Raw genomic sequence first — 23,564 nt, forward strand, 5'->3', positions numbered from 1 at the left:
GACAGACCGTGTCAGGCATGGAGGCGCCGGACACGAAGGAGCACGACTGATGTTGTCGTCCCCTTCGCCCTCACGTGACTGAGGGCGAGAAGACCAGGCTGATCGCCTGGGCAGATGAGATGCGGCGGGTCCACGACCGGCTGCGCACGGCACTGCGAGTGACGCAGGAGGCCATCGCCGCGGGAGATCCCGCCGAACCCGCGGCTCGCGACCTGCTGCTGTTCTGCCACGGGTTCTGTACGGCCCTGACCGGCCACCACGAGGGTGAGGACCGCTCGCTGTTCCCGGCGATCGCCCGAGCCCATCCCGAGCTGCGCGAGACCATCCGCCAGCTCGAGCAGGACCACTCCATGATCGGCCATCTCCTCGGCGGCCTCCAGGCCGCCGTCGATAGGGCCGCCACCCCCGAGGACCTCGGCAAGCACCTCGACGGCATCTCGGCGATCATGGAGTCCCACTTCCGCTTCGAGGAGCGCAAGCTGTTGAGCGTGCTCGAGGCCGTCGAGCTGGACGCGGACGTGGGCGAGGTCTTCGGCCCGCTGTGACCCGCGGTCGGGCGATGGAGCCGGTTCCGGACGGGAGTTGTCCGGAACCGGCTCTAGAGTCGGACTCGTGCCCCGCTCACAGACACTCAGCCGCTCCCAGGCCCGCCGGATCGCGCTGGCGGCGCAGGGCTTCGCCGACAAGCCCCACAGCACGCCCACGATGCGTACGTTCCAGCGCACGCTGGAGCGCACCGGGGTCCTCCAGGTCGACTCGGTCAACGTCCTGCAGCGCGCGCACTACATGCCGCTCTACAGCCGGATGGGGGCGTACGACACCGGGCTGCTGCACCGCGCCAGCAGGGGCCGTCGCGACCGGCGGATGGTCGAGTACTGGGCCCACGTGCAGGCGTTCATGCCGGTCGAGCTGTGGCCGCACATGCAGTGGCGGATGGACCACTACCGCGCCCAGAAGGGCTCCAAGTGGTGGGGGAGCGTGCCGGACGGGATGAAGGAGAAGGTGCTCGCGCTGGTGGCCGAGCAGGGGGCGCTCACCGCTCGCGAGGCGGCCAAGGCGCTCGACGACGCCGGCCCGCAGACCAAGGACCACTGGGGCTGGAACTGGTCCGACTCGCGCAAGACCCTCGACATCCTCTACATGTTCGGCGAGCTGGCGATCTCGCATCGCAACGACCAGTTCGAGGTCGCCTACGACCTGCCCGAGCGCGTCATCCCGCGGGTCCACCTGGACGCGCCGACGCCGTCGAAGGAGGAGGCTCACCGCGAGCTCGTACGCCGCGCCGCGAGGTCCCACGGAGTCGGCACCGCCAAGGACATCGCCGACTACTTCCGGATGCGCGTGGACGACACGACACGCGCACTGAACGAGCTCATCGACGCCGGCGAGGTGGAGCCGGTGGTGGTCGAGGGCATCCGCAAGCAGGCGTACCTCTTCTCAGGGTCCCGCCTCCCGCGCCGCATCGACGCCCGGGCGTTGCTGAGCCCGTTCGACCCGCTGGTCTGGGAGCGGGAGCGCACCGAGGCGCTCTTCGACTTCTTCTACCGGATCGAGATCTACACGCCGGCCCCGAAGCGGGTCCATGGCTACTACGTGCTCCCGTTCCTCCTCGGCGAGCACATCGTCGGCCGGGTCGACCTCAAGGCCGACCGCAAGAACGGAATCCTCCAGGTCAAGGGCGCCTTCGCCGAGCCGCACGCCCCCGTGGAGACGGCCGTGGAGCTGGCCGCCGAGCTGGAGCGGCTGGCCGGTTGGCTGGGCCTGGACGTCGTCGCGGTCGATCCCAAGGGCGACCTGGCGCCGCTCCTTGCGCCGTTGGTGTGAGCAGGCGACCGGCAGGTGGGTAGAGTGAGCGTGCTATCTGTCTGCCGCTAGTAGGAGCCCGCCACCGTGGCAATTCTCGACAAGATCCTTCGCCTCGGCGAAGGCAAGATCCTTCGCGAGCTCGAGGCCATCTCGAAGGCCGTCAACGCGATCGAGGACGAGTTCGTCGCGATGAGCGATGACGAGCTGCGCGGGATGACCGACGAGTTCAAGCAACGCCTGGAGAACGGCGAGGACCTCGACGACATCATGGCCGAGGCGTTCGCCACCGTCCGTGAGGTCACCAAGCGCGTTCTCGGCCAGCGTCACTACGACGTGCAGATCCAGGGCGGCGCGGCCCTCCACCTCGGCAACATCGCCGAGATGAAGACCGGTGAGGGCAAGACCCAGACCGCGGTCCTCCCGGCCTATCTCAACGCGCTGGCCGGCAAGGGCGTCCACGTCGTCACGGTCAACGACTACCTGGCCAAGTACCAGTCCGAGGTCATGGGCCGCATCTACGGCTTCCTCGGCCTCACTGTCGGCGTGATCCTGCCGCAGATGACCCCGGCCCAGCGCCGCGAGGCCTACAACTGCGACATCACCTACGGCACCAACAACGAGCTCGGCTTCGACTACCTGCGCGACAACATGGCCTCCTCGATGGCCGATCTGGTCCAGCGTGGCCACTTCTTCGCGATCGTCGACGAGGTCGACTCGATCCTCATCGACGAGGCGCGTACGCCGCTGATCATCTCGGGTCCGACCGAGGACGACGTGAAGTGGTACGACGAGTTCGCCACGATCGCCAAGAGCATGGTCCGCGACGTCGACTACGAGGTCGACGAGAAGAAGCGCACCATCGCCGTTCTCGAGCGCGGCATCACCAAGGTCGAGGACCACCTCGGCATCGAGAACCTCTACGAGGCGGTCAACACCCCGCTGATCTCGTTCATGAACAACTCGATCAAGGCCAAGGAGCTCTTCCGCCGCGACAAGGAGTACGTCGTGGCCAACGACGAGGTCCTGATCGTCGACGAGCACACCGGCCGCATGCTCGCCGGCCGCCGCTACAACGACGGTCTGCACCAGGCGATCGAGGCCAAGGAGGGTGTGAAGGTCCGCGAGGAGTACCAGACCCTCGCGAGCATCACCCTGCAGAACTACTTCCGCCTCTACGAGAAGCTCTCCGGCATGACCGGTACGGCGATGACCGAGGAGTCGGAGTTCGACAAGATCTACAAGCTCGGCGTGGTCCCGATCCCGACCAACAAGCCGATGATCCGCAAGGACCAGCCCGACCTCGTCTACCGGACCGAGGTCGCGAAGTACGAGGCCGTCGCCGACGACCTCGTCGAGCGGCACAAGAAGGGTCAGCCGGTGCTGGTCGGCACCGTCTCCGTCGAGAAGTCCGAATACCTCGGCAACATCCTGAAGAAGCGCGGCGTCCCGCACACCGTCCTCAACGCGAAGTACCACGCCGACGAGGCGAAGATCGTCGCGCTGGCCGGTCACAAGGGCGCCGTCACCGTGGCCACCAACATGGCCGGTCGAGGCACCGACATCATGCTCGGTGGCTCCGTCGACTTCCTCGCCGACCAGGAGCTCCGCAAGCAGGGTCTGGAGCCCACAGGCGAGACCGCCGAGGCGTACGAGAAGGCCTGGGCGCCGACCGTCGAGCGGCTCAAGGCGCAGGTCGCCGCCGAGCACGAGGAGGTCACCAAGCTGGGTGGTCTCTACGTCCTCGGCACCGAGCGTCACGAGTCCCGGCGTATCGACAACCAGCTGCGCGGTCGTTCCGGCCGTCAGGGTGACCCGGGCGAGTCCCGCTTCTACCTGTCGCTGGAGGACGACCTGATGCGCCTGTTCAAGGGCGAGTGGGTCGACCGCATCCTGACCACCCTGAAGATCCCCGACGACGTGCCGATCGAGGCCAAGTCGGTGACCAAGTCGATCGCCAACGCGCAGACCCAGGTCGAGGGCCAGAACTTCGAGTCCCGCAAGAACGTCCTCAAGTACGACGACGTCATGGACCGCCAGCGCAAGGTGATCTACGCCGAGCGCCGGGAGGTGCTCGAGGGCGCCGACCTCGAGGAGCAGATCCGGGGCTTCATCGACGACGTCGTCGAAGGCATGGTCACCGGAGCCACCCAGGAGTACGCCGAGGAGTGGGACCTCGACCAGCTGTGGACCGACCTCAAGCAGATCTGGCCGGTCTCGGTCGAGCCGAAGTACCTGATCACGAAGGCCGGCGGCAGCAAGGACGACCTCGACCGCCAGGATCTCATCGAGTTCCTCAAGAAGGACGCCCAGGAGGCCTACGACCGCCGCGAGGAGGAGATCGGCTCCGAGGGCATGCGCGAGGTCGAGCGCCAGGTCGTGCTCTCGGTGCTGGACCGCAAGTGGCGCGAGCACCTCTACGAGATGGACTACCTGCGCGAGGGCATCGGGCTGCGGGCCTACTCGCAGCGTGACCCGCTGGTGGAATACCAGCGCGAGGGCTTCGACATGTTCACCGCGATGATGGACGGCATCAAGGAGGCCGCGGTGGGCTACCTGTTCAACCTGGAGGTCCAGGTCGAGCAGGCGGAGCCGGAGTTCCACTACCACGCCGACGGCACCCGGCACGCCGGTCCGATGCACGAGGGCGCGCTCGCCGAGCCGCCGGTCGGCGTCGGGCAGGCCGGTGGCCTCCAGGACATCTCCGCGGCTCTGAGGGCAGAGGCGGCCAAGGCTTCGGCCAGCGCCCCGCAGATCACGGCGAAGGGCCTGCAGAAGCCGTCCGCGCCCAAGCACCTGGCCTTCTCCGGCCCGGACGAGCAGGGTCAGGCCGAGGCGCAGGGTGGCACCGTCACCAACTCCGACGACCCCTACGCCAAGGTCGGCCGCAACGAGCAGTGCCCCTGCGGCTCGGGCAAGAAGTTCAAGCAGTGCCACGGCCGCCCCGGCGGTCCGACCGGCCTCACCACCCGCGTCAACGGCTGAGGTCGCCTCGGTCGAGATCCCGTGGAGCGCTGTACGTACCTGGTACGTACAGCGCTCCGCGCGTTTCCGGACCGGCTCCGGACTAGTCGTAGCCCCCGAAGTTGAGCACCGTGCAGATCCAGTTCTCGCCGTTGCGCTCGAAGCGGACCGCGAGCGCCCGCAGACCGGCGCCGAAGCGGATCGTGACGGTGGCCTCGACGATGTCGTCGGAGACCTCGTAGACGTGGCAGCGGTGGACGCGGGGGCGGACCGGCTGGTTGCGGCCGGTGCCGGGGTCGTACGCCCCTGAGCGCGCCGTGAGGCTGGCGCGGTATCTCAGCTCCGCGTAGACCTCCTTGGTCGTCCAGCGGACCAGCTGGCTCGCGGGACGGTCGCCGCCGACGACCTCGGCGGCCTTCTGGGCGAACTGCGGAACCCAGCCGCGCAGATGGCCGTTGGCCGGGACGATCGGGATCGGGGGCGAGAGGTCGCCGTCCTCGGCGTCGTCCGCCGGATCGTCGCCGCGTGGACGAGGCGGGTCCAGGCGTGGCTGGAGCTCGAAGCCCAACGTTCCTTGCACGTCGGCCAGGGGCACTGCTTCATGCGGAGGCCGAGGCGGTCTCGGCTCTTCTCCGGGATCTGGTTCCCGAGACGGTAGAGCGCTCATAGGAGCAAACTCCTTTCTTCGCAGTCAACCACCTCTTACCCGAATCGGTCGGCTCTAAACCGACGGTAACGGAATGGTTCTGCTGTGACGAAAGGAGACAGAAGTGACGAGATCGGCGGAAGCCTAGGTCGCCTGGTCGTCGTAGGGCGGCTTCTCGCCGGCCAGGAGGGGCTTGGGCGCCTTGGCGCGGGCCTCTTCCTCCTCGATGTCGGCGAGGGCTTCCTGGATCTGCCTGCTGACGATGCGACGTGGGTCGAGGTCGCGCAGCTCCAGGTCCTGATAGGCGGGCCCGAGCTCTCCGCGCAGGTCGTCTCGCGCGTTGTTGGCCAGGTTGCGCACCTGGTGGAGGAGGCGGGCGATCTGCCGTGCCATGTCGGGGATCTTGTCCGGTCCGAAGACCAGGATCGCGATCACGACGATGACGGCGAGCTCCGCGAAGCCGATGCCGAACACGCGCCGAACCTACAGGGTCAGAGCTTGGAGGTGGGAGTGAGGCCCAGCTGCATGCCCGCCAGCCCGCGTCCGCGGCCCGAGATCGTACGCGCCACCTCGGCCAGCACCTTGGCGGACTCCGCCGTCGGGTCGGCCTCGACGATCGGCTTGCCCGCGTCGCCCGCCTCGCGCAGCGTCTGCTCCAGCGGCACCTGGCCGAGCAGCGGCACCTTCGAGCCGAAGCGCTGGGAGAGGGTGTCGGCGACCCGCTGGCCGCCCCCGGAGCCGAAGACCTCCATCTTGGAGCCGTCGGGCAGGACGAGCCAGGACATGTTCTCCACGACGCCGACGACGCGCTGGTGCATCATCTCGGCCATCGTGCCCGCCCGCTCGGCCACCTCGGCGGCGGCCTCCTGCGGAGTGGTGACCACGACGATCTCGGCGTTGGGCAGGTGCTGACCGAGCGAGATCGCCACGTCGCCGGTGCCCGGGGGGAGGTCGAGCAGCAGCGCGTCGAGGTCGCCCCAGTAGACGTCGGAGAGCATCTGCACCAGGGCCCGGTCGAGCATCGGTCCGCGCCAGGCGACGACCTGGTCGCGGCGCGGCTTGAGCATCCCGATGGAGATCACCGAGACGCCCGAGGCGGTCGGGACCGGCATGATCAGGTCGTCGACCTGGGTCGGCCGGGAGTCGGCCACGCCGAGCATCGCCGGCACCGAGTGGCCGTAGATGTCGGCGTCGACGATGCCGACCTTGAGGCCCTGCTGGGCGAGCGCGACGGCCAGGTTGACCGTGACCGACGACTTGCCGACACCGCCCTTGCCCGACGCGATCGCGAAGACCTTGGTCAGCGAGCCCGGCTGGGCGAAGGGGATCTCTCGCTGCGCCTGGCCGCCGGTGAGCCCGTTGCGCATCTCGGTGCGCTGCTCGTTGGTCATCACGCCCAGCTCGAGCGCGACGCCGGTGACGCCGTCGACCTTCTCGAGCGCCGCAGTGGTGTCACGGTTGATCGTGTCCTTGAGCGGACAGCCCGCGACGGTCAGCAGCACCTTGACGCTGACGACACCTGCGTCGTCGATCGAGACGGAGTCGACCATCCCCAGCTCGGTGATAGGACGTTTGATCTCCGGGTCCTGAACGGTCGCCAGAGCTGCGTTGACACGGTCGAGAAGCGGGCTACTCACGGTATGCAAGCCTACGTCGTGCGTGGGGACTCTCCCGCATCGCCCGAAGTCTGGTCGATCAGATCGCGGTGTCGGTCGCGCTCGTCGAGCTCCTCGAGGAGCAGGCGGAGCTCCGAGCGGAGGTAGTCGCGGGTGGCCACCTCGCCGAGCGCCATCCGCAGCGACGCGGTCTCGCGGGCGAGGAACTCCATGTCGGCCTTCGACTGCGAGGCGATGCGACGGTCCTGCTCGGCGATGGCGCGGTCGCGGTCCTCCTGGCGGTTCTGCGCGAGCAGGATCAGGGGCGCGGCGTAGGAGGCCTGCAGGCTGAGCGCCAGCGTCAGGAAGATGAAGGGGAACTCGTCGAAGCGCCACTCGCGGGGAGCCAGGATGTTCCAGCTGACCCAGATGACCACGACCATCGTCATCCAGGCGATGAATCGGGCGGTGCCCATGTAGCGGGCGAAGGCCTCGGCGAAGGAGCCGAAGGCGTCGGCGCGGAAGGTGGGCCGCCGAACCAGGGGGCGGCGCAGCTCGCGCGGGGTGTCGAGGCGGCCGCGGGCGGCGCGGGTGTCAGCCACGGCGCACCATCTCCGGGGTGATCACCTTGTTGGGACGGGTATCGGGCCTGGTGTCGGGACGCGGCTCGGTCGCCGACTCCTGGCGGGCGAGGTTCTCACGCCAGTTCTCCGGGAGCAGGTGGTCGAGCAGGTCGTCGACCGTGACCGCGCCGGCCAGATGGCCGTTCTCGTCGACGACGGGAGCGGCGACCAGGTTGTACGTCGCCAGGTGGGCCGCGACCTGCTCGGTGCTGTCCTCGGGTCGCAGCGGCTCCAGCGACTCGTCGAGAGCACCCGCGACCAGCGTCGAGGGTGGCTCGCGCAGCAGCCTCTGGATGTGGGCGATGCCGAGGAACTTGCCGGTCGGCGTCTCCAGCGGCGGGCGGCAGACGTAGACGACGGAAGCCTCGGCGGGGGTGAGGTCGGGGTTGCGGATGAGCGCGAGGGCGTCGGCGATCGTGGCGTCCGGGCCGACGATGACCGGCTCGGGGGTCATCATCGAGCCGGCGGTGTCCTCCTCGTAGGACATCAGCCGCAGGACGTCCTTGGCGTCCTCGGGCTGCATCAGCTCGAGCAGCAGGGTGGCGGTCTCCTCGGGCAGTTCGGCGATGAGGTCGGCGGCGTCGTCGGGCGACATCTCCTCGAGGACGTCGGCGGCACGCTCGGAGTCCAGGGCCCGCACGATCGCCACCTGGTCGTCCTCGGGAAGCTCCTCGAGGACCTCGGCGAGGCGCTCGTCGTCGAGAGCGGCGATGACCTGGCGCTGACGCTCCGGTGGCAGCTCGTGGATCATCGTCGCCGCGTCGGCCGGGCGCATCTCGTGGATCGCCTGGACCAGGTGGGTCGCTGCCTGTGTGGGTGAGCGGCGGGCGAGGCCCTCCACGTCGTCCCACTCGACCACATGGGTCTGGCCGCGGCGGCGCAGCCCCTTGGACGGCTCCTGCACGGCGACCCGGGAGAGCAGCCAGTCGCGGTTGCGGGCCTGCTCCATGCCGACGTCGTAGACCGTCCCGGACACGCCGCTGGTGCGGATCGTGACCTGGCGGTCGAACATCTGGCCGATGACCAGGGTCTCGGTGGAACGTTGCTGGAAGCGACGCATGTTGAGCAGGCCCGTGGTGTAGATCTGGCCGGCGTCGATGCTGGTCACCCGGGTCATCGGCACGAAGATGCGCCGCCGCCCGAACACCTCGACGACCAGACCCAGGACGCGAGGCTGCCGGGCGTCCGACCTGACCGTGACCACGAGATCTCGCACCTTGCCGACCTGCTCACCGAGCGGGTCGAAGATCGGAAGGCCGACCAGGCGTGCCGCGTAGACGCGGTTGGGCGAGCTACTCACGCCGCCAACGTTATGACATGTTCCCCAGTAGATCGTTTCGGCGCTCACGCGGTGGCGTGGAACCTGAATTCGATGATCTATCCGAACTCGCGCCGGAGCGGAACCGCAGATCTGGCTGAGGCCTGTGTTACAAAAGTTGTCTATGTGGCCAGCGTGACCGGTCGCCACCGCTGAGAGGGGCCCTGACGGATGCGTACACAACCTCATCCCGCGTCTGGCGGGGCCCGGGTGACCAGGGCCCTGCTCTCGTCGGGCCTCGTCGTCGCCATCCTCGGCGGCGCGCTCGTCGCCGTGCGTGACTCGACCGCTCCGGCCCCGACAGAGCTGGAGTCTGTCGCCTACTCGCCGACGCGCTATCGGATGGTGCAGGCGAACATCAAGGCCAGCATGGGCACGGCGAGGTTCAAGCGGGACGTACGCAAGGTCGTCGGCACCGCTCCCGACTTCATCACCTACAACGAGGTGAACGGCCGCCGGACCGCGGATCTCGAGCCGGGGCGCTACCGCGTGTGGCGCAAGGGCGGCGACTCCTACAGGTCGGCGACGGCGGTCGCCTGGGACAACGACAAGTGGTCTGCGGCCTCGAAGGGCATCCACCAGATCAGCAACAAGCGCGGCAAGCCTGCCGACCAGCGGCTGCACTGGGGGATCAGGTACGCCAACTGGGTCACCCTCGAGAACCGGGCGACCGGCCGCAACGTGTCGGTGGTCGCGGTGCACTTCGCGCCCAAGTCGAAGTACTACGGCGATCTGGTCCGTCCTTCTGCCCGTGCGCTGAACGTGCTCGTCAAGGCCCTCGCCCGACGCGGCCCGGTGGTCGTCGGTGGCGATCTGAACGTGCAGTACGACGGCTCGCGCTACCCGCGCGACATCTTCGCCGAGCAGCACCTGGTCCCGACCTACGACGTCACCGAGCAGGCGCCGGTCACGCACCGCCGGACATCGACCATCGACTACGTGCTGGCCCGTGGGATCGCGCGGTTCGCCACCGGCAACCAGCGGGCATTCGGTCTCGAGTCGGACCACAACGCGGTCCGGGTCGACTTCTCGCCGCTTCCGGTCACCTCGACGGAGGGGTCCGCCCGGGTCGGCTTCGGGCCGGGCGTCGTGGTCACCGACCCCGGACTGAGTGTCGCCGAGGAGCAGAGCGTGCTGCGTACGGTGCTGAAGTCGGTCAACAGTGCCCGGCGGGGCCAGGTCGTCCACCTGGCCACCCGTGCCCTTACCAACGGCAGGGTGGTCCGGGCGCTGAAGCGGGCCAAGTCCCGCGGGGTGCGGGTCCAGGTCGTCACCGCGGAGCGGACCACGACCGACGAGATGCGTTCGCTGCAGCGCGTCCTCGGCAAGGACGTGGACGAGGGCAGCTGGGCCGTCCCGCGCCCGCGCGGCTACGACCGTGCGGGCCTGCGTGCGACCGTGCTGCTGATCAGCCGGACGGGTGTCACCCCGGCGTTCGCCTTCAGCTCCAGCACCCAGATGTCCGCCCTGGCCGGAGCCGGGAAGAGGACGGGCTACGTGAGCGTCAGCAAGGCGTCGTACGACAAGCTCTTCAAGCCGTTCTTCTCGTCAGTCGGACGGCGGGTCTGAGCATCGTAGGATCGCGGTGTGGCGGGTGTCACCTGTCGCTGGTGGTTACCGATTGGTAACCTGCCGCAGTGACGTCAGCGTGGTCCCGACGGGTCTGAACGACGCGTCCCCGACCACCGAGATTAGGAGTAGAGCATGGGTCGCCTTGCCGAGACCGAGGGTCTCACCGACATTCAGGAAGAGATCCTGAAGACCGTTCGTCAGTTCGTGGACGAGAAGGTCATCCCGGTGGCCCAGGAGCTGGAGCACGCCGATGAGTATCCGACCGAGATCGTGGAGGGGCTCAAGGAGCTGGGCATCTTCGGTCTGATGATCCCGGAGGAGTACGGCGGTCTGGGCGAGTCGCTGCTGACGTACGCGCTGTGTGTCGAGGAGATCGCGCGCGGCTGGATGTCGGTCTCGGGTGTGATCAACACGCACTTCATCGTGGCCTACATGCTGATGCAGCACGGCACCGAGGAGCAGAAGCAGAAGTACCTGCCGCGCATGGCGACCGGCGAGGTACGCGGCGCGTTCTCGATGTCCGAGCCCGGCCTCGGCTCCGACGTGTCCGCGGTGTCGACCAAGGCGACCAAGCAGGCCGACGGGTCCTACGAGATCACCGGCCAGAAGATGTGGCTGACCAACGGTGGCTCCTCCACCCTGGTCGCGGTGCTGACCAAGACCGACGAGGGCGCCGAGAGCGTCTACAAGAACATGACCACCTTCCTGGTGGAGAAGACCCCGGGCTTCGGCGAGACCGCCCAGGGCGTCACGGTGCCCGGCAAGATCGACAAGATGGGCTACAAGGGCATCGACACGACCGAGATGATCTTCGAGGGTCACAAGATCTCGGCCGACCAGATCCTCGGTGGGGTGCCCGGCAAGGGCTTCTTCCAGATGATGGACGGCGTCGAGGTCGGCCGCGTCAACGTCGCCGCCCGCGCCTGTGGCCTGGCGATCCGTGGCTTCGAGCTCGGCATCGCCTACTCCCAGCAGCGCCAGACCTTCGGCAAGAAGATCGCCGAGCACCAGGCCATCCTGTTCCGCCTCGCGGAGATGGGCACCAAGGTCGAGGTCTCCCACAACATGATGGTCCGCGCCGCCCGGTTGAAGGACACCGGCAAGCGCATGGACGTCGAGGCCGGGATGGCCAAGATGGTCGCCTCCGAGTACGCCAACGAGGTCGTCGAGGACTCCTTCCGCATCCACGGCGGCTACGGCTACTCCAAGGAGTACGAGATCGAGCGGCTCATGCGCGAGGTCAAGTTCATGCTCATCGGTGAGGGCACCAGCGACATCCAGAAGATGATCATCGGCCGCAGCCTCCTCAAGGACTACAAGTCCTGACCCGCGAGCTCGACGTCGCCGCGACGACCCTGCCGAAACCCATGGTCTCGGTGGGGTCGTTGTCGTAGGTTGGTCTTTACCCGAGCAACGACTCGGCAACGCCGATGGAGGGCGAGCGATGACCAACGACGATCTCAAGGCCAAGATGCGCGAGGCGCTGGAGAAGAAGAACAACCAGGACCACGCACATGCCGAGAGCGCCGGGGCCAAGGAGAAGGCGCACGGGTCCGAGGTTGTCGGCGGTGCGCCGAAGATGCACCGCCGCAAGGCGGGTGGCGGCGGGTCCTGACGCTACGATGCCCCCTCGGGGGTGTCAGGTCGGGCTGGTCGAGAGGTAACGAGAAGTTGGCGCGCCGGGTAGTGCTCCATGTCGGGGCGATGAAGTCTGGGACGACGTATCTGCAGGGTGCCCTGTACAAGAACAAGGCGCTCCTGGCCGAGCGCGGCTTCTTGGTCCCCGGTGCGCGCTGGCGCAACCAGATCGAGGCCGTCCTCGACGTGAAGGGCCGCCGCACCCACCCGGAGGGCGACTCGGTCGCCGGTGCCTGGGACCACCTGGTCGCCGAGGTCGACGCGTGGGACGGCACCGCACTGATCTCGGTCGAGCTGCTCGCCCCGGCGACCCCGGAGACGGTCGAGCGGGTGGCGACGAGCTTCAAGGGCGTGACGCCCGAGCTGGTCCTCTCCCTGCGCGACATCAACCGGCAGATCCCGTCGATGTGGCAGGAGCTCATCCAGAACGGCATGGACTGGACCTGGGCAGAGTTCCTCACCGCGGTCAACAGGAGCCGGCCGGGCTCCTCCGAGCGCCGCCACTCCAAGCCCGGCAAACGGTTCTGGTCCGAGCAGGACATGGTCGCCATCGCCCGGCGCTGGGGCCAGGCGGGCCCGCTTCACCTGGTCACCGTGCCGCCTCCGGGCAGCCCGGCGACGCTGCTGCTGGAGCGTTTCGGGGCGGCGATGGGCTTCGACCCCGCGGGAATGAAGAGCCCGCCACCGAAGAACACCTCCCTCGGTGCCGCGACCGTCGAGGTCCTGCGGTGCCTCAACGCCGAGCTGGACCGGCGCGGCCTGGCCTACCCGGCTGCGATGGGCCTGCGCAAGCACGTCCTCGGCAAGCGCCTGATGCCGGCGCTCACGGTCGACGACCCGCGCATCGGGCTCGAGCCGCCGCGCTGGACGCAGGCGTTCACCCGCGACCTGGCCGCGGAGCTCCGCGGTCTGGACGCCACCATCCACGGGGATCTCGACGACCTGGCCCCCGTGGACGTACGCGGGATCGACCCGCGCAAGGTCACCGACACGCAGGTCCGAGACGCCGCCGTGGCTTCGTACGCGGCGCTGCGTACGGATCTCGACAAGAAGCTCGCCGACCCGACCATTCCTGGTGAGGCCATCGACCCGGGGGAGGGCCGCAAGGCTCCGGCGCGCGCCGTCTCCGCCCTGGCCGACCTCGTCGAGTGGTCCGTCCGGCGAGAGGAGCTGGTCCGTACGTAGGGCCTCAACACATCGGGGGAATTCTTTGTCAAGCAGCTGGAGCCTGCGCCGTCGGCGCAGGCTCGCCGAGGAGGCGGGCGACACCACGGTCGCGGCGCCGCGGATCGCGGTGCTCACGATCGCCCGCGACGAGGGCGAGATGCTCGCCCGCTGGGTCGACCACTACGGCCGTGCGGCGGGCCACGAGAATCTGATCGTCTTCGACGACGGCTCGACCGACGGCTCCACCGACGACCTGGCGTGCACCGTCCAGCACCTGCCCGGCTTCCGGAAGGGCAACTTCGAGGCCGGCCGGATGGGCCTGGCCAGCGGGGTGGCCCAGGGCCTCCTGGGTGTCTACGACGTGGTCATCTTCACCGACGTCGACGAGTTCCTGGTCCCCGACCCGGCCAGGTATGCCGACCTCTCGGACTACCTCTCCAGGCGGCCCGAGCGGGTGATCGCCCCGTTCGCCCTCAACGTCGTCCACCACACCGCGGTCGAGGGACCGCTGATCAGCGGCAAGCCGATCCTCGGCCAGCGGGCGTACGCCCAGTTCGCGCCGTTGATGTGCAAGCCCTCGGTCAAGCGGGTGCCGGCTGCCTGGACGTCCGCCTCGCACGGGATCAAGGCGCCGTTCGTGCCCGACCCGGGCCTGTTCATGGTCCACATGAAGTTCGCCGACGTGGATCTGCTCCGGCGACAGGCTGACCGTCGCAACGAGCTCGCCAAGTCGGTGGGCCGCGGCAAGGGCAGCTCGTGGGGACGCTCCGGCGACGACCTGGCCGATCTGCTGACCGCGGCGACCGCGTCGGTCGGAGCCGACGTCGAGGAGTTCGACCCCACCTCGGTGCTGCCGGCCAGGCTCGTCCGCGAGGAGGACGGGGTGCACCGTGCCGTCGGCCCGGGTCACATCGACAACCTCCGCAACCAGCCGCTGCTACGCATCCCGGAACGCCTCCACGGGATCGTCTGAGCTAGGTTACCCTCCGGTAATCAACGCTTCGCCAGACTCACCGACGAGAGGCCGCAGATGAGCAAGACGAACCCCGGCAACTTCTTCGAGGACTTCCAGGTCGGCCAGGTCATCGAGCACGCGACGCCGCGCACGGTGACCGAGGGCGACCGGGCTGCGTACGGGTCGCTCTACCCGACCCGCTTCGCGGTGCCGTCGAGCGCTGCCTTCGCGGCCTCCGTCGGCCTGGGCGTGCACCCGGTGGAGGAGCTGATCGGCTTCCACATCGCCTTCGGCAAGACCGTCCCGGACGTCTCGCTCAACGCGGTCGCCAACCTCGGCTACGCCGAGTGCCGCTTCCACCAGCCGGTGGTGCCGGGCGACACGCTCTCGACGAAGTCCGAGGTCATCGGCCTCAAGCAGAACTCCAACGGCAAGTCCGGCGTGGTCTACGTGCGCTCCACCGCCACCAACCAGCGCGGTGAGGTCGCCATCGACTGGGCACGCTGGGTGATGGTGCACAAGCGCGACCAGTCCGTCGAGGCGCCGGAGACCGTGATCCCGGAGCTGGCCGCGGCGGTCGACGCGAAGAACCTGATCGTGCCGAAGGGTCTCGACTTCTCCTCCTACGACTTCACCGCGGCCGGTGAGCCCCATCGGCTCGGCGACTACGAGGCCGGGGAGAAGATCGACCACGTCGACGGGGTCACGCTGACCGCCTCCGAGCACCAGCAGGCGACGCGGCTGTGGCAGAACACCGCGAAGGTGCACTTCAACGTCGAGGCCCGGCCCGACGGTCGCAACCTCGTCTACGGCGGCCACATCATCTCGCTGGCCCGGGCGCTGTCGTTCAACGGCCTCGCCAACGCCCAGCTCATCGCCGCGATCAACGCCGGCGCGCACACCTCCCCGGCCTTCGCGGGCGACACCGTCTACGCCTGGTCGGAGGTGCTCGACCGCGTGGAGACCGACGCCCCGGGCGTCGGCGCGCTGCGGCTTCGGCTGGTCGCCACCAAGGGGCGCGACGAGTCGATGACCCTGCGCGGCGAGGACGGGAAGTACGCCCCCGGCGTGCTGCTCGACCTCGACTACTGGGCGCTCATTCCTGTGTAAGGAGCACGTCATGGCAGCTAAGAAAGCACTCTTCGTCTCCGGCTCCGCCCAGGGGATCGGCAAGGCGATCGTGGAGAAGTTCGCGACCGAGGGCTGGTTCGTCGGCGTCTACGACATCGACGTCGACCTGGCCCGCGACGTCGCCGCGATCCTCGGGTCCGACAACGCCATCGGCGGCGCGCTCGACGTCACCGACCCGGCGTCCTGGAAGGCGGCGCTCGAGGAGTTCGCCACCGCCGCCGGCGGACGTCTCGACCTGCTGGTCAACAACGCCGGCATCCTGCGCGCCGGTCGCCTGGCCGACGTCGACCTGGCCCAGCACCACCAGACCATCGAGATCAACGTCAACGGCGTGATCAACGGCTGCCACACGGCCTACCCCTACCTCCGGGCCACTCCCGGCTCGGGCGTCATCAACGTGTGCAGCGCGAGCGCGATCTACGGCCAGCCGGAGATCGCCTCCTACAGCGCGTCGAAGTACGCCGTGCGGGGGCTCACCGAGGCGCTGGAGCTCGAGTGGCGCAAGGAGGGCATCCGGGTCCAGGCGGTCTGGCCGCTGTGGGTGAGGACCGCGCTGCTCGAGGGCAACGTCGCCTCCTCCCACGAGACCCTGGGCATCCGGCTCACCGTCGAGGACGTCGCCGACCAAGTCTGGGAGATGGCCCAGCCGCGCAAGGGCCTGTTCCGGCTGCCCAAGGTGCACACCACCGTCGGCCTCCCGGCCAGGGCGCTCTCGACCGCCGCCGACCTCGCCCCCAACGTGTTCGTCCGCGAGGTCAACCGGCTCATCACCCGAGCCTGACCCATCGCCGGAGCGCCCCTCGTCTGGACTGACCAGAGCGAGGGAGCGAAGCGACCGAGCGTCGGGAAGGAAGACGAGGGTCAAGCGGAGGCGATGCGCGAATTGCGAAGCAATCGCCAATAATGCTGCCATGGCCCTCTACCTCGTCAGGCACGGCACCACCGAGTGGTCCCTCAACGGCCGGCACACCTCCCGCACCGACCTTCCCCTCCTGCCCGAGGGGGAGGAGGCCGCCAAGCTGCTCGCCTCACGGCTCCAGGACCAGAAGTACGCCGCGGTGCTGACCTCCCCACGACAGCGGGCGCTGCGTACGGCTGAGCTCGCGGGCTACCCCGACGCCGAGGTCACCGACGACCTGGTCGAGTGGGACTACGGCGACTACGAGGGCATCACCACCGACGAGATCCACCGGACCGACCCCGGCTGGAGCCTGTGGACCGGGACGACGCCCGGGGGAGAGGCCGCAGCCTCCGTCCAGGAGCGGCTGGGCCGGGTCGTGACGGCCGCCCGCGAGCGCGACGGCGACACCCTGGTCTTCTCCCACGGGCACGCGCTGTGCGCGCTCGCGGCGGTGTGGCTGGGGTTCCCCGTCCACGAGGGGCGACTCTTCCGGCTCGACACCGCGACCGTGTCGATGCTGGACGCTCACCACGGACAACCCGTCGTCAAGCTGTGGAACACCTAGTCGGACCCACGGGTTCGCCAGAAGGCGAGCGCCCGACGCTCGACCCTGACGCTTGACCAGACGGAAGGCACGGGTCACCGTTGTGGGGTGGCACTTGCGGTTGGCTGTCCACGCTGCGCGACGCCGGTGGCGAGCATCGGCGCCGGCGGCACCCGGTCCTGCCCCGAGCACGGCGTGGTGACGCCGCTGTGGCGTACGGACGTGGCCTCCTACGAGGATCTGGTGCAGGTCCTCGCGCTGGCCGGCGACGTACCCACCTACGTGCCCTGGCCGATCGAGTCCGGCTGGTCGATCGCGGACCTCGCCGTGGTCGGTGACGAGGGCAAGGGGGCGGCGACGCTGGTCACGGTGACCGGCGTGACCCCCGACGACGGCCAGGTGGAGATGACCGTGGTCACCGAGGAGGCCGGTGTCGGGCTGGGCGCGCGGTGTGCGCGCACCGTGGGACCGGATCCCGGTATCGACGCCTGCACCGGGCCGCCCACGACGCGGGTCCGCGTCGGCGGGCAGCTGGTGCCGCTGTGGCCGATCACCCAGTGGACCAACGGCGCCGAGGAGTGGGAGCGGTCCGTGATGGTCGGCGAGGCCGCCGGCCGCTGGCTGTGGCTGGTCTTCCGGCCGGCCACCGCGATGCTGACGCTTCAGGACGGCTGGCACCTGCGCCAGGTCGGCGACCTCGGCGTACAGATGGTCGAGCTGCCCTTCGGTGGGCCCGGTGGATCTTGGTGGAACTCCCCCTAGGATGTGCAGGTGCGCATCGACCTCCATACTCACTCGCGGGTGAGTGACGGGACCGATTCGCCCACCGAGCTGATCCAGGCGGCGAAGGCCGCGGGGCTCGATGTCGTCGCGATCACCGACCACGACACCGCCGCCAGCTGGGACGAGGCGGCCGCTGCGGCCGCCGAGGCCGGGATCGAGCTCGTACGTGGCATGGAGATCAGCGCCAACCACGCCGGGCACGGTGTCCACCTGCTGGCCTATCTCCCCGACCGGACCTACCCGCCGCTGGTCGAGGAGCTCGCCCGCGTGCTCGCGGGGCGCGACGGGCGGCTGCCGCTGATGCTGGACCGACTGGCCCGCCTCGGTATCGAGGTGTCCCTCGAGGACGTCGCGGCGGTCTCCGGCGATGCCGCCGCCTCGGGGCGCCCGCACCTCGCCGACGCGCTCGTCGCCAAGGGCTACGTGCTCAGCCGCGACGAGGCCTTCAACCGCTATCTCGGGGCCGGCAAACCTGCGTACGTCAATCGCTATGCGGCCCCGCTCGAACCGATGATCCGCATCGTCGCCGCCGCCGGCGGGGTCACCGTGATCGCCCACCCGTGGGGTCGGTCCGGACGCGAGCAGCCCGACGAGGCGGCCCTGTCCGCACTGGTCGACGCGGGCCTGTCCGGGCTCGAGGTCGACCACCAGGATCACAGCCCGGAGACCCGCGAGAAGCTGCGCGTGATCGCCCGCAACCTCGACCTCGTGGTGACCGGATCCAGCGATTACCACGGCACCGGGAAGGTGGGTCACCATCTGGGAGTGAACACCACTGCACCGGCCGAGTACGAGCGGCTCCTGGAGCGGGCCGCCGCAGCCTCGGCAGCCTCCGGACGCACCACCCCTGAGGTCGTGCGGTGACCGAGATCTTCGTCTCCACGTTCGTGACGCTCTTCGTGATCATGGACCCGGTCGGGACGATCCCGATCTTCCTGTCACTGACCGCGGGACAGTCACCGGGCAAGCAGCGCCGCGCGGCGCTCCTCGCGGTCGCGGTCTCGTTCCTGGTGATCACGATCTTCGCGCTCTTCGGGCAGGCGATCCTGCACTTCCTGCACATCTCCCTCGAGGCGCTGCAGTGCGCCGGCGGCCTGCTCCTGCTGCTGGTCGCCCTCGAGCTGCTCACCGACAACTTCGACGACCCCGTCGCCGCCGCCGGAGCCAACGTGGCCATGGTGCCGCTCGGCACCCCGCTCCTGGCCGGGCCGGGCGCGATCGTCGCCACCATGGTCTTCACCCAGGAGGTCGACTCCGTCGGGAGCGCCGTCGGGCTCGGTCTCGGTCTCGTCGTCGTCCACATCGCCCTCCTGGTCGCGATGATCTTCTCCATCCCGATCCTGAAGGTCCTCAAGGAGTCCGGCGTCCTGCTCATCACCAGGATCGCCGGTCTGCTCCTCTCCGCGATCGCCGTCCAGATGGTCGCCGACGCGGTCACGACGTTCATCGCGAACGCCTGAGACGGGTAGTCCGAGACGATCCGGTCCGTCTACCAGCCGGTAATGGGCTCGAACGTCTCGGACTACCTGCGGGCCGCGGACATGTCGGTGGTCGACGCCATCATGGAGGCGTGGCTTCTCGTGCCTCTCACTTCAGGCCGCCCGAGGTTCTCGGGCGGCCTGGGCTGGTGCGTCCGGTGCGGACAGATCCGTCGGGTGTGCGTGGGCCGACACCCAAGCAGGCGCGGGGGCGCGCTTGGCGGCGTTCGTCGCGGGGGCTCTACGTGCCTGCGCACGTCCCGACATCGCCGCAGCAGCGGGTGCTCGAGGCCTCGGCGGTGGTGCCAGCAGACGGAGCGGTGACGGGCTGGGGAGCTCTGGCGTGGCAGAACGTGCAGTGGATGGATGGGTGTGATGCGGACGGGGCCGAGCTGCCGGTGACCATCCTCACCCCGGGCTCGCAGGCACGGGCGCAAGCCGGGATCGAGGTGAGCAAGGAGCGCCTCGTGCCGAGAACGCGTCAGGTCGTGGATGGGATGGTTCTCACGGATCCGTGTCGCTCGGTGGCATTCGAGGTTCGGCGGGCCGCGACGCCTCTGGCTGCCGTACGCTGGCTCGACCTCGCCGCCGCGAGCGACCTGATCTCACTGGCGGAGATGACGGCCTACGCCGAGACGCTCAGCGGCTGGACGGGTATCGACCATCTTCGCTATGCGATCGCGCTGGCCGACGAGAACGTGTGGTCGCCGCCGGAGACCGACCTGCGGCTCACCTTCAGGGTTCGGATGGGGATCGCCGGCGTGGTCAGCAACCGCCCGGTCTTCGACCTCGACGGCCGGCACATCGGCACTCCGGACGTTCTCGATCTGGAGCGAGGGGTGGTTGCGGAGTATGACGGTGCGCTGCATCTGGCGGGCAAGCAGCGCGCCAAGGACCTGCGGCGCGAGGGCGCGTTCCGACGGGTCGGCCTCGAATACGTCACCATGGTGGCCGCCGACCGCCGGGATCCCGCCGATTTCATACGAAGGGCCCACGAGGCCCGGGCACGAGCCCGTCGCACACCAGCGGCCGATCGACAGTGGACGATCGTTCCGCCACGCTGGTGGACGCCCACGCACACCGTCGAGCTGCGCCGCTCACTGGCGGACTGGCAGCGCGAGCGCTATCTGCGGCAGCACGCCGGGTAGGCCGAGACGATCCGGCCCATCTACCGGCCGGTAATGGGCTCGAACGTCTCGGACTACCTGCGAGCCGGCTACTTCCGGCCGAGCGACTGGAACTTCTGGAGTACGCCCGAGGGAACCGCCCGTGCGAGGGTGGCCAGCGCCTTGTAGCGCTTGCTCGGGATCGAGAAGGTCTTGTCGTCCTCGTAGTCGTCGAGGGCCTCGCGGACCAGGTCGTCCACGTCGAGCCACATCCATGCCGGGGCGGAGTCGTAGCCGGAGCCGAGACGCTCGTGGAACTCGGTCTTGGTGAACCCGGGCAGCAGGGCCATCACCTTGATGCCCTTGCCGGCGTACTCGTTGTGGGCCCACTCGGTGAACGAGTTGATCCACGCCTTGGCGGCGGAGTAGGTGCCGCGGGGGAGGTAGGAGGCGACGGAGCCGACGTTGATGATGCCGCCGTGGCCGCGGACCACCTGGGCACCGAGCGCGGCGTGGGACAGGCGCAGCGGGGCGATGACGAGCACCTCGGCCATCGCGGTCTCCTCGTCGGCGCTGTTGTCGAGGAACCGGTGCTTGAGGCCGTGACCGGCGTTGTTGACCAGGAGGTCGACGGGATGGTCGAGGTCGGCCAGCCGGGCCTCGACCGTGGCCAGGTCGGCGCTGTCGGTCAGGTCGGCGCGGAGCACCTCGACGTCGACGCCGTGGGCTTCGGCGAGGTCCTTGGCCACGCCGTTGAGACGCTCCTCGTCACGGGCGACGAGCACGAGGTGGTGGCCCCGCGCGGCGAGCTGCTGGGCGAAGGCGAGTCCGATGCCGGCGGTCGCGCCGGTGATCAGGGCGGTGGGGTTCGACATGGGGCAATCCTGCCACCACAGGGGGCCGGGAAGACGGGGTCGGGCGGCCGGTTCACGGAGGAATCGCGGTTTCTGCCTGTCGTGTGACAGTTGACTTGCGGTCGTACGTGTTTGGATGATGTTCGACGTGGACTTGGCATGCGGACTCGGGCGCGTGATGGAGCAGTGAGCGGCGGTGGGCGACATCGGATGATGTCCCGGCCCCTCCGGCGCATCAAGATGCTCTTCGCGGCGTCCCTGCTGACCTCGGCCGGCCTGTACGGCGGTATCGAGATCGTCGCCGAGCCCGAGGCTGAGGCCGACGGGCGGACCAGTGTGGCCGACGACGGCATGAAGATGGGCGTGGACGACGAGGCCTACACTCCGGTCTGGCCACAGGAGGCGGAGCGTGAGAACGGGATCAACCGCGACGTCGACGCGCGGATGGCAGCCCAGGAGAAGGTGCTTCCGGCCGACTCCGGCCGGGGCCGCCGGGCGGTCTTCTCGATCAGCCGCCAGCGGGTCTGGATCGTGTCCGCGGCGGGCAAGGTGCGGCGTACCTATCCGGTATCGGGCAGTGTCTACGACAACCTCGAGCCCGGCGCCTACAAGGTCTTCTCCCGCTCCAAGCACGCGAGGGGGATCGACGACTCGGGCACGATGCAGTGGTTCGTACGCTTCGCCAAAGGCCCCAGGGCCGCGATCGGCTTCCACAACATCCCGGTGGACAAGGGCAAGCGCGTGCAGACCCGCGCCCAGCTCGGCACACCCCTGTCGCACGGGTGCATCCGCCAGGCCGAGCCGGACGCGAAGGCGATGTGGCGCTTCGCGCGGCTCGGCACCAAGGTGATCGTGACGCCGTAGGCGCGACGGCTCAGGCGTCGGCCTTCGGCGCGGAGCTGCCGCCCGAGCCCGAAGAGCGGCGGCGACGACGGCGACGGGGAGCGGAGCCCTCGGCGCCGGCCTCGCCCTCGGCGGGCTTCGCGGAGCCGGTGGCCTCGGCGGCCGGAGCGGCGGTCTTCTCGACGACCTGGCCACCGCGGGAGCGGGTGCGCTGGCGGTTGCGGTTGCGGGGAGCGCGCTCGCGCTTCTCGCCGTCCGCGCCGGCGTCCTTGTCCTTCGGCTTCTCGGGCGCGGCCTTCTTGATCCGGCCCTTGGTGCCCTTCGGGATGCCCATGTCGTGGAGGAAGTGCTCCGAGGAGGAGTAGGTCTCCTGGGGCTCGTCGAAGGGAAGGTCGAGCGCCTTGTTGATCATCTTCCACTTGTGGAGGTCGGCCCAGTCGACGAACGTGACCGCGACACCGGAGGCCCCGGCGCGGCCGGTGCGGCCGATGCGGTGGACGTAGGTCTTCTCGTCGTCGGGGGTCGTGTAGTTGACCACGTGGGAGACGCCGGTGACGTCGATGCCGCGCGCGGCGACGTCGGTGGCCACCAGGACCTCGACCTTGCCGTCACGGAACTTCTGCATCACCCGCTCGCGGGCGGCCTGCTGCATGTCACCGTGCAGGGGAGAGGCCGGGAAGCCGCGCTCGGCGAGGTCGTCGGCGACGCGCTGGGCCTGCCGCTTGGTGCGGGCGAAGACGACGACCTTGTCGTGGTCCTCGCACTGCAGCAGACGGCCGATCATCTCGGGCTTGTCGAGGTCGTGGGCCTGGTAGACGAACTGCGCGGTGGCAGGCACCGTCTCCCGCTCGCTGGCGGACTCGGCCCGGATGTTCATCGGGTGGCGCATATAGGAGCGCGCCAGCGCCACGATCGCACCCGGCATGGTGGCCGAGAAGAGCAGCGTCTGGCGGGTCTCCGGGGTGAGCGTGACCAGCTTCTCCACGTCGGGCAGGAACCCGAGGTCGAGCATCTCGTCGGCCTCGTCGAGGACGAGGGCGTGCACGTGGGAGAGGTCGAGGACCTTCCGGTTGGCCAGGTCGATCAGACGCCCCGGGGTGCCGACGACGATGTCGACGCCCTTCTCCAGGGCCTCGATCTGGGGCTCGTAGCCGGCGCCGCCGTAGACGGTCAGCACGCGGAGGCCGCGGTCCTCGGAGATCATCGAGATCTCGGCCGAGACCTGCATGGCGAGCTCGCGGGTCGGCGCCACGATCAGCGCCTGCGGCTTGCCCTGCGGAAGGTCGATGTAGTCGCGGTCCTTGGGGGACACGCTGCGCTGGACGACCGGGATGCCGAAGGCCAGCGTCTTGCCGGAGCCCGTGCGGGCCTGCCCGATCAGGTCGGTGCCCTGAAGGGCGACCGAGAGCGTCATCTCCTGGATGGCGAACGGGGTGGTGATGCCTTTGCGCTCGAGCGGAGCGCAGATCTCGGGATGAACCCCGAGGTCCTTGAACGTTGTCATGATTTCGTCGCTACTCGCTTGTCTCATCGAATGCGGCGAGCGACTCACGGGTGTCTCGAGCTTGCCAAGCGAGTGCCACGCCGCGCACATACGGGAACCAGGCCACTGCGATATCGAGTTGGATATCTGCGGTGCTGGG

Annotated in this window: 23 protein-coding genes; 16 read left to right on the forward strand and 7 right to left on the reverse strand. The window is 69.1% G+C overall.

Annotated features, from left to right (window positions below):
- Positions 1-74: 74 nt before the first annotated feature.
- The 3 genes from OG984_RS26315 (at position 75) to secA (ending at position 4,788) form a co-directional block, all read left to right on the forward strand.
- Positions 75-545 (forward strand): hemerythrin domain-containing protein, encoded by a 471-nt coding sequence (locus OG984_RS26315; protein WP_328529054.1) that lies wholly within the window; start codon positions 75-77, stop codon positions 543-545.
- A gap of 67 nt (positions 546-612) precedes the next feature.
- Entirely contained in the window at positions 613-1,824 is a 1,212-nt protein-coding gene (locus OG984_RS26320) for a winged helix-turn-helix domain-containing protein (protein ID WP_328529055.1), read from the forward strand.
- A gap of 66 nt (positions 1,825-1,890) precedes the next feature.
- Positions 1,891-4,788, forward strand: a complete 2,898-nt coding sequence (secA, locus tag OG984_RS26325) for a preprotein translocase subunit SecA (protein ID WP_328529056.1) — start codon at positions 1,891-1,893, stop codon at positions 4,786-4,788.
- An 82-nt stretch (positions 4,789-4,870) separates the two neighbouring features.
- On the opposite strand, the gene OG984_RS26330 is transcribed toward secA, so the two are convergent.
- The 5 genes from OG984_RS26330 to OG984_RS26350 form a co-directional block, all read right to left on the reverse strand.
- Positions 4,871-5,347, reverse strand: a complete 477-nt coding sequence (locus OG984_RS26330) for an Rv3235 family protein (RefSeq protein WP_328529057.1) — start codon at positions 5,345-5,347, stop codon at positions 4,871-4,873.
- A gap of 210 nt (positions 5,348-5,557) precedes the next feature.
- Positions 5,558-5,887, reverse strand: a complete 330-nt coding sequence (locus tag OG984_RS26335) for a sec-independent translocase (protein WP_008364136.1) — start codon at positions 5,885-5,887, stop codon at positions 5,558-5,560.
- 17 nt (positions 5,888-5,904) lie between these two features.
- Complete coding sequence (locus OG984_RS26340) at positions 5,905-7,050, reverse strand: Mrp/NBP35 family ATP-binding protein (protein ID WP_328529058.1); 1,146 nt, start codon at positions 7,048-7,050, stop codon at positions 5,905-5,907.
- A gap of 11 nt (positions 7,051-7,061) precedes the next feature.
- Positions 7,062-7,610: a DUF1003 domain-containing protein gene (locus OG984_RS26345; protein WP_328529059.1), complete on the reverse strand. Its 549-nt coding sequence runs from the start codon at positions 7,608-7,610 to the stop codon at positions 7,062-7,064.
- The gene (locus OG984_RS26350; RefSeq protein ID WP_328529060.1) at positions 7,603-8,931 is read right to left on the reverse strand and encodes a magnesium transporter MgtE N-terminal domain-containing protein; all 1,329 of its coding nucleotides are present in this window, start codon (positions 8,929-8,931) and stop codon (positions 7,603-7,605) included. Before OG984_RS26350 ends, OG984_RS26345 begins: the two co-directional genes overlap by 8 nt.
- A gap of 228 nt (positions 8,932-9,159) precedes the next feature.
- Here OG984_RS26350 and OG984_RS26355 point away from each other — a divergent pair, with 228 nt between their 5' ends.
- The 12 genes from OG984_RS26355 to OG984_RS26410 all read left to right on the forward strand — a co-directional run bounded on the left by OG984_RS26355 (position 9,160) and on the right by OG984_RS26410 (position 20,266).
- Entirely contained in the window at positions 9,160-10,518 is a 1,359-nt protein-coding gene (locus tag OG984_RS26355) for an endonuclease/exonuclease/phosphatase family protein (protein ID WP_328529061.1), read from the forward strand.
- A 135-nt stretch (positions 10,519-10,653) separates the two neighbouring features.
- Positions 10,654-11,847 (forward strand): acyl-CoA dehydrogenase family protein, encoded by a 1,194-nt coding sequence (locus tag OG984_RS26360; protein WP_328529062.1) that lies wholly within the window; start codon positions 10,654-10,656, stop codon positions 11,845-11,847.
- 118 nt (positions 11,848-11,965) lie between these two features.
- Complete coding sequence (locus OG984_RS26365; RefSeq protein ID WP_008364156.1) at positions 11,966-12,136, forward strand: DUF5302 domain-containing protein; 171 nt, start codon at positions 11,966-11,968, stop codon at positions 12,134-12,136.
- An 89-nt stretch (positions 12,137-12,225) separates the two neighbouring features.
- Positions 12,226-13,344, forward strand: coding sequence for a hypothetical protein (locus tag OG984_RS26370; RefSeq protein ID WP_328529063.1), 1,119 nt, complete (start codon positions 12,226-12,228; stop codon positions 13,342-13,344).
- Between the two features lie 25 nt (positions 13,345-13,369).
- Entirely contained in the window at positions 13,370-14,299 is a 930-nt protein-coding gene (locus OG984_RS26375) for a glycosyltransferase family 2 protein (protein WP_328529064.1), read from the forward strand.
- 57 nt (positions 14,300-14,356) lie between these two features.
- On the forward strand, positions 14,357-15,391 hold the full coding sequence (locus OG984_RS26380; protein WP_328529065.1) for a MaoC family dehydratase: 1,035 nt from the start codon (positions 14,357-14,359) through the stop codon (positions 15,389-15,391).
- A 10-nt stretch (positions 15,392-15,401) separates the two neighbouring features.
- Positions 15,402-16,193, forward strand: coding sequence for an SDR family oxidoreductase (locus OG984_RS26385; protein ID WP_328529066.1), 792 nt, complete (start codon positions 15,402-15,404; stop codon positions 16,191-16,193).
- Between the two features lie 130 nt (positions 16,194-16,323).
- Complete coding sequence (locus OG984_RS26390; protein WP_328529067.1) at positions 16,324-16,878, forward strand: histidine phosphatase family protein; 555 nt, start codon at positions 16,324-16,326, stop codon at positions 16,876-16,878.
- An 87-nt stretch (positions 16,879-16,965) separates the two neighbouring features.
- Positions 16,966-17,619: a DUF6758 family protein gene (locus tag OG984_RS26395; protein WP_328529068.1), complete on the forward strand. Its 654-nt coding sequence runs from the start codon at positions 16,966-16,968 to the stop codon at positions 17,617-17,619.
- 9 nt (positions 17,620-17,628) lie between these two features.
- Positions 17,629-18,504 carry a PHP domain-containing protein gene (locus OG984_RS26400; RefSeq protein ID WP_328529069.1) on the forward strand — a complete coding sequence of 292 codons (876 nt, stop codon included), beginning with the start codon at positions 17,629-17,631 and terminating at the stop codon, positions 18,502-18,504.
- The gene (locus OG984_RS26405; protein WP_328529070.1) at positions 18,501-19,100 is read left to right on the forward strand and encodes a MarC family protein; all 600 of its coding nucleotides are present in this window, start codon (positions 18,501-18,503) and stop codon (positions 19,098-19,100) included. The genes OG984_RS26400 and OG984_RS26405 overlap by 4 nt, the downstream gene beginning before the upstream one ends.
- Before the next feature lie 263 nt (positions 19,101-19,363).
- Positions 19,364-20,266 carry a hypothetical protein gene (locus tag OG984_RS26410; RefSeq protein ID WP_328529071.1) on the forward strand — a complete coding sequence of 301 codons (903 nt, stop codon included), beginning with the start codon at positions 19,364-19,366 and terminating at the stop codon, positions 20,264-20,266.
- 68 nt (positions 20,267-20,334) lie between these two features.
- Here the strand turns inward: OG984_RS26410 and OG984_RS26415 are convergent, their stop codons facing one another.
- Positions 20,335-21,099, reverse strand: coding sequence for an SDR family NAD(P)-dependent oxidoreductase (locus tag OG984_RS26415; protein ID WP_328529072.1), 765 nt, complete (start codon positions 21,097-21,099; stop codon positions 20,335-20,337).
- Between the two features lie 192 nt (positions 21,100-21,291).
- Between OG984_RS26415 and OG984_RS26420 the strand changes: the two genes are divergently transcribed.
- Positions 21,292-21,942: a L,D-transpeptidase gene (locus tag OG984_RS26420; protein WP_328529073.1), complete on the forward strand. Its 651-nt coding sequence runs from the start codon at positions 21,292-21,294 to the stop codon at positions 21,940-21,942.
- 10 nt (positions 21,943-21,952) lie between these two features.
- Here OG984_RS26420 and OG984_RS26425 read toward each other — a convergent pair whose 3' ends face one another.
- Positions 21,953-23,515: a DEAD/DEAH box helicase gene (locus OG984_RS26425; RefSeq protein WP_328529074.1), complete on the reverse strand. Its 1,563-nt coding sequence runs from the start codon at positions 23,513-23,515 to the stop codon at positions 21,953-21,955.
- Between the last annotated feature and the right edge of the window lie 49 nt (positions 23,516-23,564).

The sequence above is a fragment of the Nocardioides sp. NBC_00368 genome, assembly GCF_036090055.1.
Classification (GTDB): Bacteria; Actinomycetota; Actinomycetes; order Propionibacteriales; family Nocardioidaceae; genus Nocardioides.